The 12,141-nt window shown below is 40.3% G+C and carries 14 protein-coding genes; 11 read left to right on the top strand and 3 right to left on the bottom strand.

Annotated elements, in window-relative coordinates; translation table 11 throughout:
* Positions 1–126: 126 nt before the first annotated feature.
* The 5 genes from NSS78_RS02815 to NSS78_RS02835 all read left to right on the top strand — a co-directional run bounded on the left by NSS78_RS02815 (position 127) and on the right by NSS78_RS02835 (position 6,766).
* Entirely contained in the window at positions 127–1,158 is a 1,032-nt protein-coding gene (locus tag NSS78_RS02815; protein WP_309217911.1) for an acyltransferase family protein, read from the top strand.
* Between the two features lie 149 nt (positions 1,159–1,307).
* Entirely contained in the window at positions 1,308–3,485 is a 2,178-nt protein-coding gene (locus NSS78_RS02820) for an MMPL family transporter (RefSeq protein ID WP_309217909.1), read from the top strand.
* A 103-nt stretch (positions 3,486–3,588) separates the two neighbouring features.
* Positions 3,589–4,773, top strand: a complete 1,185-nt coding sequence (locus NSS78_RS02825) for a sensor histidine kinase (protein ID WP_050945649.1) — start codon at positions 3,589–3,591, stop codon at positions 4,771–4,773.
* Between the two features lie 5 nt (positions 4,774–4,778).
* Positions 4,779–5,429: a response regulator transcription factor gene (locus tag NSS78_RS02830; RefSeq protein ID WP_106030199.1), complete on the top strand. Its 651-nt coding sequence runs from the start codon at positions 4,779–4,781 to the stop codon at positions 5,427–5,429.
* Between the two features lie 551 nt (positions 5,430–5,980).
* Entirely contained in the window at positions 5,981–6,766 is a 786-nt protein-coding gene (locus tag NSS78_RS02835) for a GNAT family N-acetyltransferase (protein ID WP_137055585.1), read from the top strand.
* Here NSS78_RS02835 and NSS78_RS02840 read toward each other — a convergent pair.
* Entirely contained in the window at positions 6,761–7,234 is a 474-nt protein-coding gene (locus NSS78_RS02840; RefSeq protein WP_309217904.1) for a GNAT family N-acetyltransferase, read from the bottom strand. The genes NSS78_RS02835 and NSS78_RS02840 overlap by 6 nt on opposite strands.
* Positions 7,235–7,288: 54 nt before the next feature.
* Between NSS78_RS02840 and NSS78_RS02845 the strand changes: the two genes are divergently transcribed.
* Positions 7,289–7,558 carry a YesK-like family protein gene (locus tag NSS78_RS02845; RefSeq protein WP_106030202.1) on the top strand — a complete coding sequence of 90 codons (270 nt, stop codon included), beginning with the start codon at positions 7,289–7,291 and terminating at the stop codon, positions 7,556–7,558.
* On the opposite strand, the gene NSS78_RS02850 is transcribed toward NSS78_RS02845, so the two are convergent.
* Together NSS78_RS02850 and NSS78_RS02855 are read right to left on the bottom strand one after the other, a co-directional pair.
* Positions 7,555–8,094 (bottom strand): GNAT family protein, encoded by a 540-nt coding sequence (locus NSS78_RS02850; protein ID WP_050945653.1) that lies wholly within the window; start codon positions 8,092–8,094, stop codon positions 7,555–7,557. The two genes, NSS78_RS02845 and NSS78_RS02850, sit on opposite strands and share 4 nt — an antisense overlap.
* Complete coding sequence (locus NSS78_RS02855; RefSeq protein ID WP_309217901.1) at positions 8,091–8,486, bottom strand: VOC family protein; 396 nt, start codon at positions 8,484–8,486, stop codon at positions 8,091–8,093. Before NSS78_RS02855 ends, NSS78_RS02850 begins: the two co-directional genes overlap by 4 nt.
* A gap of 193 nt (positions 8,487–8,679) precedes the next feature.
* Between NSS78_RS02855 and NSS78_RS02860 the strand changes: the two genes are divergently transcribed.
* The 5 genes from NSS78_RS02860 (at position 8,680) to NSS78_RS02880 (ending at position 12,123) form a co-directional block, all read left to right on the top strand.
* Positions 8,680–9,222, top strand: coding sequence for a dihydrofolate reductase family protein (locus NSS78_RS02860; protein WP_003214351.1), 543 nt, complete (start codon positions 8,680–8,682; stop codon positions 9,220–9,222).
* A 108-nt stretch (positions 9,223–9,330) separates the two neighbouring features.
* Entirely contained in the window at positions 9,331–9,804 is a 474-nt protein-coding gene (locus NSS78_RS02865; RefSeq protein ID WP_003213943.1) for a MarR family transcriptional regulator, read from the top strand.
* A complete protein-coding gene (locus NSS78_RS02870) occupies positions 9,788–10,411 on the top strand; it encodes a nitroreductase family protein (protein ID WP_309217899.1) in 624 nt (207 codons plus the stop codon). Before NSS78_RS02865 ends, NSS78_RS02870 begins: the two co-directional genes overlap by 17 nt.
* Positions 10,412–10,428: 17 nt before the next feature.
* Entirely contained in the window at positions 10,429–11,481 is a 1,053-nt protein-coding gene (locus NSS78_RS02875) for an LLM class flavin-dependent oxidoreductase (RefSeq protein ID WP_050945655.1), read from the top strand.
* A 348-nt stretch (positions 11,482–11,829) separates the two neighbouring features.
* A complete protein-coding gene (locus tag NSS78_RS02880; RefSeq protein ID WP_003214005.1) occupies positions 11,830–12,123 on the top strand; it encodes a hypothetical protein in 294 nt (97 codons plus the stop codon).
* Positions 12,124–12,141: the final 18 nt, after the last annotated feature.

Raw genomic sequence — 12,141 nt, forward strand, 5'->3', positions numbered from 1 at the left:
TAACTAGGGCTCTTTTTTTTGTTCCTGTGGATAGAGTATTGAAATAATCACAAGGTCCCTGTTGATGAGGTGTTATTCATGTTAACATGATACATATTTTACCAAAATGCTAAAGGAGGATTTTTAATGCAAATTAAAGAGATTTTTTATATTCGGTGTATCTCGTGTTTGAGTGTTGTGCTCATTCATGCAATAGCCATTTTATCTAGCCCACAATCATCATCTATTCTTGTAGCACTACTCATGTTCAGTACACCGAGTTTTGTTTTCATTTCTGAGTTTTTATTGGCGCATTCTTATCCAAATGGTACACCTAAAGGATTTATGTGGAAGAGAGTGAAAGCCATCTTTTTCCCATTTGCATTTATTGGGATTGTCGATGGGTTTTTGTATTCTGCATCGTTAAATGGAGGGGCAGCTGACTTCTTTAAAAGAGCTTCAGCAAATGTCTTATTGGGAAATTATATTGGTTATTTTGTTCTGATTATTTTTCAATTTTACTTTTTGCATATGTTTTTTCACAAAATGGCTAAGCGTACCTCAGCCAAATGGGTATTGCCGATCTCCTTTATCATCACAGTTGGTTATTTAAGTGTCATGAACCTCGTCAAAATCCCACAACCTCAATTACCTAATCCAATGTTCGGCTTAGAATGGATTCCATTTCCAGGTTGGTTATTCTATTTTTGTTTAGCCTATTATTGTGGAGTGAATTATCAGCAGTTTATCACAAGACTTCATCAATTTAAGTTTGCCGTGTATGGACTTGTTCTGATTTCAGCAGTGACCCTTCTAAGCAATACATATGTAGGCTTTTTCGAGCCTTCTTCTAAGAGGCCAGATGTTGTTCTTTATACAATCAGTATTGTCTTCTTATGCTTTCTCTTGTTTTCTAAAGTAAAAAGCGTTCCACCTTTCGTAGCTGTCATTAGTCAATATTCATTCACCATCTATTTGCTTCACGGGTATTTTCTAGGTATTTCTGTGTTACTATGGGGACAATTAAAAGATTATCCATTCTTTGTGGGGACATTCATAATATCAGCACTTGCAATTGCTGGACCTATCCTATTGTCTCGGTTAGCAAATCATTATAAATATGGCTATATGTTTGTCGGTAAAATCAACAGAACGAGACGAAAAACAGTCGCCTCATAAACGATTTAAAGGGGATCTTAAGAAGATGCCCTTTTTTTGTTGCCTAAAAGTACAGTGCTTTTTGCCCAAAAGTACAATTTTAATCGATCATCTCATTGCTTAGAATAAAAAGATGAAGTTCATGAAGTTGAAGAAAAAGGAGTAAGTGAATGGCAAAATTTTTATATCATTTAGGAAAAAGTGCTTTTTCTAAGCCGAAACGGATGATTATCGGTTGGTTACTTGTTTTAGTAGCTGTTGTGGCGGCAACAATAGGGACAGGTGTTTCATTTAATGGAGATATGTCGATTCCAGGAACAAAGTCAGAAAAGGCAATGGATCTCTTGGAGAAAAAGTTCCCAGCAGGTGATGATGGCGGGACGATTCGTCTGATCTTTAAAGCACCTAAGGGCGAAACATTAGAAACAAAAAAAGTAAAAAATAAATTGAACGAAACGATCAAAGAAGTCAAAAAGGATAAAGCAGTCAAGCAAGTGACGGATTTATATCAGACATTTGCTATTAGTAAAGATAAGAAAATAGGGTATGCGGATATTACATACCGGGTGAAGGCGGGTGAGGTAAAAGCATCCTCAAAAGAGAAAGTATTAGATAGTATTAAGATTTCAAGAAAGGCTGGCATCCAAACAGAATTAGGAGGCTCCGTCACATTCTCAGAAATTGAGGTAGGCGGGATTTCGGAAGTCATAGGTATTGTCATGGCCTTCTTTATTTTAGCCTTTACCTTCGCTTCATTATTGATTGCAGGACTACCGATCTTGACGGCTGTCATTGGGTTAATAATCGGCGTGATGGTCATATTAATTACCTCAAATTTTGTTGATATGTCTGCATTTAGTCTTACATTAGCTGTGATGATTGGACTTGCCGTAGGAATTGATTATGCATTATTTATCATTTCTCGATATCGACAGTTATTAGCAGAGGGTTACGAATTGAAAGAAGCAGCTGCTAGAGCTGTTGCTACAGCAGGCAGTGCTGTATTGTTTGCAGGTGTCACCGTCGTGATTGCACTATGCGGACTTGTATTAGTCGGTATACCATTTTTAGGCGTTATGGGTCTTGTAGCTGCATTCATGGTACTATCAGTTATGCTTGTGTCTCTGACAATTGTTCCTGCGATACTAGGGATTATTGGTGATAAAGTAAGCCCTTCAAGAAAGAATAAATGGTTCTCTAAATTACAATCTCAACAAAAAGAAGAAACAACAGCTTGGGGAAGGTTTATCAAAAAGTATCCAGGTAAAATCATCCTAGGTGTCATTGTATTGACTGCTCTACTCAGTTGGCCAGCACTTCATATGGAGTTGGGTCTTCCTGATAACGGTATGAAGGGGAAGGAAACAACTGAACGCAAGGGCTATGACCTGTTAGCAGAAGGGTTTGGCAAAGGGTTTAATGGGCCACTGGTTGTTATCATTGATGCCTCCCATGCAAATAACGCAATGAAATCTATTGAGAAAACAACAAAAGTATTAGAGAAGATGGATGGCATCAAACAAGTGGCACCGGCTGTTCCTAATCCATCGGGTAAGTACGCCATGCTGACCATCTTACCGAAAAGCGGTCCAGAAGATAAGGCGACAAAGCAATTAGTCAAAGATATACGAAATGAATCTAGTCAGACTGCTGCAAAGTATGATACGAAATTACTTGTTACTGGTTCTACGGCAGTTAATATAGATATTTCAGATAGACTCAGTGAAGCGTTACCGAAATTTGCAGGAGTCATTATTGGATTTGCTTTGATTTTAATGATTCTTGTGTTTAGATCATTCCTTGTTCCATTAAAAGCGGTTTTAGGATTCCTTATGACATTGACGGCTACACTAGGTTTTTCAGTCTTTGTTTTACAGGATGGACACCTTGCGCCATTGTTTGGAATACCAGCAAATGGCCCATTGTTAAATTTTATGCCTGTACTAGTGACAGGAATATTATTTGGTCTTGCAATGGATTATGAGGTCTTTTTAGTCAGTCGAATGAGAGAAGATTTCCTTCTATCAGGTGATGCGAAAAAGTCCGTTGTATCAGGTTTGAAGCACAGTGGAAGAGTAGTGACTGCCGCAGGCTTAATCATGATCCTCGTCTTTGCTAGTTTTATCTTTGCAGATGACTTGATCATTAAAACAATGGGATTAACGTTGGCATTCGGCGTTCTGTTTGATGCATTTGTCATAAGAATGACTTTTATCCCAGCTTGTATGATGCTGATCGGACGAGCTGCTTGGTACTTACCCAAATGGTTCGAAAGCTGGCTTCCACGTATAGACATTGAAGGTGAGTCTATTTCTCAGAAAGATGAGAAAGAAGAGAAGGTGATTTAGTCACTGATAGTCTTACATGGTATGATTGATGATACCGCCATTACCTCGATAAAGGGTGGGCGGTATTTTTTGAGTGAATATGAAGCTCGGATGGTGATTATTTATGGCGAAACGACGGGTAGACCCTTTTAATGAAATGATCTATTCGCGGATTCCAACATTATTATGGGTCATTCTTGTTTATATTGCAGCAATGATATTTCAGTTTATAACCACCCCAATAGCAATTTCTGGCCTGTTTTTTTCTGCACTTATTGCCATACATCTGATTCTGCATTGGTGGGCATTTTACTGGTTTCAGCAGAATCCATGGGTATATTTTCTGATTCAAGGAATTGTGATTCTACTTTGTGTTTCAGTCATGCAGGCGGCTTCCCCTGTGATCTTAATTGGTCTGTTACCGGTACTAATTGCGCAAAGTATTGGGGTATATTATCATACATTGAAGGTGATTTTGACAGGGCTTAGTTTTTATGTCCTTTTTTTTCTTGCCCTTATTTTGGTCAATGATACAGATGATTTGACGGTATACATTCCTATTTTGTTTTTGATTCTGATTGTAGTCATCGCATACTCCATTTTATTTTTTAGACAAGTCAAAGCTAGAATTCGTACACAAACATTTTTAAAGGAACTTGAATTGGCACATCAACAAGTGGAAGAGCTGACACTTGCAAATGAGCGTCAAAGAATGGCGAGAGATTTACATGATACCCTTGCACAAGGACTGGCAGGTATTATTATGCAGCTAGAAGCGGCCCATGCACATTTAGAGAATCAGAATGTTGAGCGTGCTCAAAGCATTATTAAAGGTTCAATGAGCCATGCGCGGACGACATTAGGTGAGGCGAGATTGGTCATTGACGACCTTCGAACATATAGCCAGGATCAATATGACTTAGCTGATTCTGTGAAAGATGAAGTGAATCGGTTTATGACGGCGACGAATATTCCAGTTCATACAAAAGTGGCTGTCTCCTATCAAGTGTCACCTTTTCTCATCGAACATACCGTATACATTGTCAGTGAATGTTTGACGAATATTGCCAAGCATGCCAAAGCAAGTAAAGTCGAATTGATGATGGAGCAAAAAGGTGATCACATCTCCTTGCAAATCACAGACAATGGAGTGGGTTTTAATGAGAAAAAACAAGAATCCACTTCCGGGCATTACGGTCTAATTGGTATGTCAGAACGTGCCCGACTGCTTGATGCACAGCTACACTTAAAAAGTGAAAAAAATGAAGGTACACAAGTGACGGTAACCATACCTTTGAAAAAGGAGTAAAAACAATGTCTTATCAAATTGTGATTGTCGATGATCATTTTGTTGTTAGGGAAGGATTAAAATTAATTCTTGAGACAGATCAACGATTTGATGTTGTTGGTGAAGCTGAGGATGGGGCAAAGGGGTTAGATGTCTTGAAAGAGAAGGCTCCAGACCTTGTATTACTTGACCTCAACATGCCTAACATGAGTGGGCTTGAGATGCTAAAAGAGATGCAGTCTCTTCAATTAAAAGTACCGGTCCTGATTCTCACTACCTATAACGAAGAGAAATTAATGATTGAAGGGCTGCAACTTGGAGCAAAGGGCTATCTTTTAAAGGATGCCAGCAGGGAAAATTTATTTTATACAATTGAAGCAGCTATCAGAGGAGATATTCTTCTTCAAGCAAACGTCGCTGCCAAGGTATTTGAATCAACAGAGCATCAAGTGACTCCGAACCATTTGAAAAAAGAAATAAACATGCTGACTGAAAAAGAGATGCTTGTCTTGCAAGCAGTGGCTAGAGGATTACGAAGTAAGGAAATTGCATTTGATATGGGGATTTCCGAAAGAACTGTCAAAGCTCATTTAACAAATATTTATCAAAAGCTGGAGGTCACTTCAAGAGCGGAAGCAATTAAAGCAGCATTAGAATTAGGGGTGATTCATTTTTAGAGAGAGAGAATGATCATATGAGAAGATGACAAGAAACATTGCTCTGTTAAGTTTCAGCGTCAAGTGATTTATTATCTCTTCCACTGCGGTTTCAGTATGTGTAGGAAAATGAACTCTGCCTACATAAGTAATGGTACGATCTTTGACCCGGCACTTGGCGGCATATTATCCGATCAAAATATTCATGTCCCATTTTTATTCGCAGGTAGGCTTACCCCTTATTTGGAAGGTGAAGGCGACAGAAGAGACAGCAGCAGAATAATGAATGAAGAAGTAAGAGACCTTTTAAACGAGGTCTCTTTCTTTAAGACTGCGGCTTCAGGTGTTTTAATGCCTGTGCCATGTGGATGGTTGATGACGTTTACTTTTCACAACCTTTTCTTGTTTCTAAATAAAACCAAACCCTCATTCATAAACCTCCTTTCACAATGAGCATAGCAATAGAGGAAAGCAAATGAGAAAGAATTTTATTTGTTGCAAAGAGTCACTGCATGCGCGCATTTTTTTATATATAATGGAAGGAAAGAACATGTTTGGAAAAGGGGAGCGCCATGCATCTTTTGGAAAAGCAAAGGACAGCATCGATAAAAGAAGGGATTCGCCAGATCGATCCGGCATATCCAGTGTTTGTAGATGCGGTCATGGATGGTTTCATACAAGGGAATCTTTATGTAGATGATGCAGTGCACCCTCGTATTTATTTTCTCGAAACAGCATGCGGCATTTATTATGTTGCAGGCAAGAGAGAAGAAGAGCTGTCACACTTCTCGGCGTTTATTGTGGATATTTACGAAAGACAGAAAAGACAAAACGGCCGATTTACCATATTTTCAGCGAATCAATCGACAGATGTGATGATGAAAAATTGTCTTGGATCACATCTGAAAGAGATGGAAAGACATGCGTACGTTTTTTCGCAAGCACAATCTTATGTTTCTGCGTCTCATCCAGGCTACAGAGTAGAGCGGACAAAAGAACAGGTGATCAATGCAAGCAGGGCTTTCACGCCTAGCTATTACGAAGCCTATTGGGGGAGACCGGCGCGCTTTCTATCAAAAGGAATCGGAGTTGCCATCTTAGATGGTGAGAACGTGGTGAGTGAATGTGTCTCCATTTTTTCAAGTGAAGATCGTGTAGAGATAGATATTTGGACAGAAGAAGCCTGCCGGGGGAAAGGTTTAGCGCAGCTGGCGGGTCAGCATATGATCAAGAGTTGTCTTGAAAATAAGAGGACACCGCATTGGGATTGCGATGTCCATCACCTAACTTCGATCAAACTGGCAGAAAAGCTAGGCTTTCAGCGGACAAAAACCTATCGATTGTTTTACAGCTCATGATGAGAAGGTTTTGAGATACCAAGCATCCATTGCAGAATGCTCAGAGCCTTCAATCGGCTCTGAAAGAAGAGAAAAGCCATATCGCTGATAAAGGCCGGTGGCTGCAGTTAATTCCTGGCGGGTTTCTAAATAACATGCTTCATAGTATGTAGAGGCATATTGCAGCGCTGTATCCATCAGTTTTTTGCCAGCACCTTTTCCTTGAGCATTTGGACTCAGATAAAGCTTTTGTAATTCACATATTCCGTTAGTAAATGGAGCAATGCCTACGCCGCCCAGAATATCGCCATTCTCTTCAGCAATCCAATAGGCTGCATGAGTCGATGATTGATAGTATTCGAACAGCTGGTCAAGGTGGGGATCAGTGTAGGCGGTTCCTTCAATCGCCAGATTCGCCGATTCTAGTGACTGGCGGATAATCGCTGCGATATACGGGTTGTCTTTTTGCTCAATGGGTCTCATGTTCATTGGAAGTACCTCCATCGTCATAAAATAAAAAAAGAGAAAGTGAGTTGAAACAACATGTTTTGGCTGCAAACCGCTATTTTTACAATCGTTGTATTGTGTCTCTCATGGTGGGCAGGGAAAAAAGGCAGAAACCGTCATGCGGGTCTGATCCTCCCTATATGCTTTATTCTATTTGGATTGGTTTTATTGATAGCGAGTTTCTTCATTGGCAGATGGGAAGGCATGGCGCTTAGTATATCAAGCGTCTCTATCGTTCTCTCTTCCATGATTTGTTTGATCATCGTCACAGCGATTCAAATTTTAAAAAAAGATGTCCCTTCTTAAGCAGGGGCATCTCCACTGTTCATCTGATTGTATTCTTCACGAAGGATGCCCATGATGATCACATCTGAGTAGGTACCATTGAAATAAAGCGCTTGGCGCCTTTTTCCTTCATATTGAAATCCGGCTTTCTCATAGCTTCTGAAGGCTCTCGGATTGTGGGAAAAGACTTCGAGCTCAAGGCGATTGAGTTCTAATGTCTCAAAGGCGAATGCTTGAACCATTCGGACAGCTTCGGTGCCATAGCCTTTTTGGAAATGTTCTGGTCCATGAAGCGCAATGCGGAAGCTTGCCGTATGATTGATTGGATCAATATCCACAATCGCCGCATCCCCAATCATTTCTTTCGTGTCTAACAGACAAATGGCGAAATCTCGTCTGCTGTCATCTTGTAAAAATCGGGTGTAGGCTGAACGAATTTCTTCTAGTGTGAACGTTTTTCGTGTGCCAGTCATGTAAAGTGTTTCTTCATGCTGGCATCCTCTTTGAATACCCAGATAATCCTGTTCTTCAATCGGTCTCAAAAATAAGCGGGTCATGACGGATCACCCTCCTCTATATATCGAGATATTTCAATTAAATTCAGATCAGGATCACGGATATAAACAGATTCAACCGGACCTAATGTACCTGTGCGCCTGACAGGCCCCTCTTCAATAGGAACCACTTGCTTGCGAAGGTGCAGCAGCAAACTGTCCATATCTAAATCGGTGATAAAGCACAAATCACTAGAGCCTGGAAGTGGGTGAGCCGCTGTCGGCTCATATTCATGACCAGATTCATGAAGATTGATCTTCTGTAAACCAAAACGAAGCGCTTTACGGCCTTCTCCAAAGGTTTCTTCCTTCATTCCTAATACGTTTGTATAAAAGCGAATGGTGTCCTCCATATGTTGTACAGTCAACACGATATGATCAAGTCGTCGTATCATCAGTTTCTCCTCCAAGTATGATCATTGATTGAACTGATTTTATTATATCATTACTTGAAGAGGATACCTTAGTGAATCACGGTGTTGAAGGCATGAAAACGGATGATGAAAAATCCATATATACTTTGTCTTTCCTTTCTGATACAATTAAAATAGAATATATGTTCTCGTTTAAGGTAAGGGAGTGATGGAATTGAGTCAGAAAAGGAAGCTGCTTTTTTATGGGGCAATGAGTATCGATGGCTATTTAGCGAGAGAGGATCACAGGCTCGATTGGTTAATAGGAACAGAGGGCGAAGAAGAAACGAGGTATGATGACTTTTATGCGTCAGTTGATACGCTGATCATGGGGCGAAATACATATGAGCAGGTTCTACAGCTGTCACCAGATGAGTTTCCTTATGAAGGAAAGACATGTTATATCATGTCACGTACTTTACAAGACAGTTTGAAAGGAACCCATATCATTCGTGAAGATATCTTATCTTTTATGAAAAAATTAAAACATGAAGAAGGTCAGCATATCTGGATTGTCGGCGGCGGGGAACTGCTTCAGTTTTTCATAAAAGCAGGATTGGTTGATGAGCTTTATCTTCAAATTGCTCCTGTCATGATTGGGAGAGGCATTCCCCTGTTTTCCCCAGCGGATATAGAATCCAGGTTTTCATTAAAAGAAGTCAAACAATACAAGCAGATAGCTGAATTGCATTTTGTCTTAAAAGAAGAAGATCACTGATTTGAGGTGGTCTTTTTTTTATGAAACAAACTCGTTGACAATCATATATCCTAGTGTTAGGATAAATTTATCCTAGTTTTAGGATTTCTTAAAAAGGGAGTAGTTGCCATGGTGCAGCATGAACATGAATTAGACTTAAGGCTATTCCGCGTGTGGATGAAAGCCTATCAAGCTCTTTTTACAAATATTCAAACAGACATTGAACGTTATGATATCGGATTTGAAAACTTTCAGATCCTTGAATTGCTCTATAGTAAGGGGCCACATCCCGTCCAAAAAATCAGCGACATCCTGTCAATCCCAAGTGGAAGTATGACATATGTCGTGAACAAACTAGAAAAACAAGAGCTCGTGAAAAGGCAATGTGCGCCCTCTGATAAACGTGTATTTCATGTATTACTGACGGAAAAAGGAAAGCAATTGTTTGACGACATTTTTCCTAAACACACAGATGTCATTTCACAAAACCTATCCTTTATTGAAAAAGAAGAAAAAGAACAGCTCATTGAATTATTAAAAAAAGTCGGTTTAGGTGCAAAACAACTTCACGAAAAGGGGAAACAAGATGACTCTCAGCTTTGATACATTGGTACGTGAAAGACGATCCGCATCAAATTTTTTGCCAAATATCTCGATTTCGAGAGAAGAGCTTAACAGCATTTTTGAAGAGGTCAAAATGGCACCATCTGCTTTTAACTTACAGCACACACAATATGTCGTCGTCCAAACAGAAGATCTTAAAGAACAAGTAAGAGAAGCTGCATTTGGACAATATAAAGTGCATTCTGCCTCAGCAGCGATCATTGTATTGGGAGACCCAAAGGCTTATCAGCAAGCGGCGAACATTTATGAAGGTCTGAAAATGCTTGGCATTTTAAACACACAGCAATACGAAGAAATGGTCAGAGAGACGATGAGCTTTTATGAACAGAGAGGAGCGGATTTTCAGAAAGAAGAGGCAATCCGCAATGCTTCATTATCTGCGATGCTGTTTATGCTCGCCGCCAAAAACAAGGGCTGGGACACGTGCCCAATGATCGGCTTTGACCCTGATGTCATGAAAAAGGTGCTCAACATCGAGTCGGATTTGGTTCCCGTGTTAATGATCACACTAGGAAAAGAAAAAGTAGAGAGCAGACAACCGAGAGGCTACCGAAAGCCAGTCTCTGAATTCGTAACATACTTATAAGATAGGGGGTTCCACTCATGGAACTAGGAATTAGTACATTTGTAGAAACAACACCTGATTTTCAAACAGGAAAAACAGTCAGTCACGCACAGCGTATTCGAGAAGTAGTCGAAGAAATTATTTTAGCAGATCAAGTCGGCCTTGATGTATTTGGCGTAGGTGAGCATCACCGTGAGGATTTCGCAGCATCGAATCCCGCTGTTGTCTTAGCGGCTGCGGCAACACAAACAAAGAATATCCGCCTGACAAGTGCAGTGACAGTCCTTTCATCAGCAGATCCTGTTCGTGTCTTTCAGGATTTTGCAACGCTAGATGGACTATCAAACGGGCGTGCAGAAATTATGGCAGGCCGTGGTTCATTTATTGAATCATTCCCGCTCTTTGGCTATGACCTTGATGACTATGAAGAATTATTTGAAGAAAAGCTTGATTTGTTGCTCAAATTACAGCAGTCTGAGCGTGTCACATGGAGCGGAAAGCATCGCCCAGCTATTCAAGATGTCGGCGTATATCCAAGACCTGTTCAAGATCCGCTTCCAATCTGGATCGGCAGTGGAGGAAACCGTGAATCTGTCGTACGTGCTGGATTATTGGGACTGCCTTTAGTACTTGCCATCATTGGCGGAAGTCCTAGACAGTTCGCACCGCTCGTTCAGCTGTACAAGCAAGCGGCAGTGCACGCTGGACATGACCCAGAGAAATTAACCGTGGCGTCACATTCGCATGGATTTGTTGCGGAAGAAACAGAACTGGCAGCAGACCAATTCTTCCCTTCCACACAGCATGTGATGAATACGTTAGCAAGAGAGCGAGGCTGGGGACCTTATACTCGTTCTACATTTGATGCAGCGAGAACGTTAGAAGGCGCGCTGTATGTAGGAGATTCAGATGCAGTGGCAGAGAAAGTGATTCACCTAAGAAAAAATGTAGGAATCACGCGTTTTATGCTTCATGTACCAGTTGGTTCAATGCCGCATGATCAAGTATTAAAAGCCATTGAGCTATTTGGAAAAGAAGTCGCTCCTAAAGTAAGAGAAGAGGTTGCCCGCTGGGAAGCAGAGCAAGCATAACGAAAAAGGTCGATCAAGTGAATAGGCTTGATCGACCTTTTTGATGCTTAAGGATCAATGACACAAGGTTTCACTGTAGGGCATGAAGCAGCAGAAGCAAGTGGTGTGGTCGTCAAGGTGAAGAGAAAAACAAGTTGAAAACAGATGAGCCATTTTTTCATGAAATCACCTCCGTTCACAATTGTTTGACGGAATGAGATGAGGATAAAAGCACAGAAGTATAAAACGCTCTCTATCCAACATAAGACAATCATATCATAATTTTCAAAAAAATGAAAAAATATCTTATATAAGTACTGAATTATGGTATGGTTATTATGTTCTACAAAAAAAGGGAGGGATTTTTTTATGAAAAAGGTCATGTCTTCTGTTTTAGTTGGAGCAATTGTCTTAACGGGTGCTGGGGTCACAACTGCTCCAGTGGAAGCAAAGGAGCAAACAAACAGTGAAATAACGGCTCAGGCCAGTCGAACTGTTTCAGTAACAAGAACATATACGACATCAAACATCCCAGAAAGTATTGTATATGCAGAGGATGGCTGGGTCGGTATTTTAAAACAAACCTCTATTAAAGAATTAGGGTTAGGAAAATATAGTGTCACATTTACTGGAACAGTGGTACGCGATCCAGGATTTAATTAAATAAAATGCAAAGCTGAC

The organism is Bacillus sp. FSL W8-0920, from assembly GCF_038593215.1.
Lineage (GTDB): Bacteria > Bacillota > Bacilli > Bacillales > Bacillaceae > Bacillus > Bacillus pumilus.

Coding starts and splice junctions, on each gene's coding strand:
- NSS78_RS02815 (WP_309217911.1), top strand. CDS start 127: ATGCAAATTAAAGAGATTTTTTATATTCGGTGTATCTCGTGTTTGAGT.
- NSS78_RS02820 (WP_309217909.1), top strand. CDS start 1,308: ATGGCAAAATTTTTATATCATTTAGGAAAAAGTGCTTTTTCTAAGCCG.
- NSS78_RS02825 (WP_050945649.1), top strand. CDS start 3,589: ATGGCGAAACGACGGGTAGACCCTTTTAATGAAATGATCTATTCGCGG.
- NSS78_RS02830 (WP_106030199.1), top strand. CDS start 4,779: ATGTCTTATCAAATTGTGATTGTCGATGATCATTTTGTTGTTAGGGAA.
- NSS78_RS02835 (WP_137055585.1), top strand. CDS start 5,981: ATGCATCTTTTGGAAAAGCAAAGGACAGCATCGATAAAAGAAGGGATT.
- NSS78_RS02840 (WP_309217904.1), bottom strand. CDS start 7,234: ATGAACATGAGACCCATTGAGCAAAAAGACAACCCGTATATCGCAGCG.
- NSS78_RS02845 (WP_106030202.1), top strand. CDS start 7,289: ATGTTTTGGCTGCAAACCGCTATTTTTACAATCGTTGTATTGTGTCTC.
- NSS78_RS02850 (WP_050945653.1), bottom strand. CDS start 8,094: ATGACCCGCTTATTTTTGAGACCGATTGAAGAACAGGATTATCTGGGT.
- NSS78_RS02855 (WP_309217901.1), bottom strand. CDS start 8,486: ATGATACGACGACTTGATCATATCGTGTTGACTGTACAACATATGGAG.
- NSS78_RS02865 (WP_003213943.1), top strand. CDS start 9,331: ATGGTGCAGCATGAACATGAATTAGACTTAAGGCTATTCCGCGTGTGG.
- NSS78_RS02870 (WP_309217899.1), top strand. CDS start 9,788: ATGACTCTCAGCTTTGATACATTGGTACGTGAAAGACGATCCGCATCA.
- NSS78_RS02875 (WP_050945655.1), top strand. CDS start 10,429: ATGGAACTAGGAATTAGTACATTTGTAGAAACAACACCTGATTTTCAA.
- NSS78_RS02880 (WP_003214005.1), top strand. CDS start 11,830: ATGAAAAAGGTCATGTCTTCTGTTTTAGTTGGAGCAATTGTCTTAACG.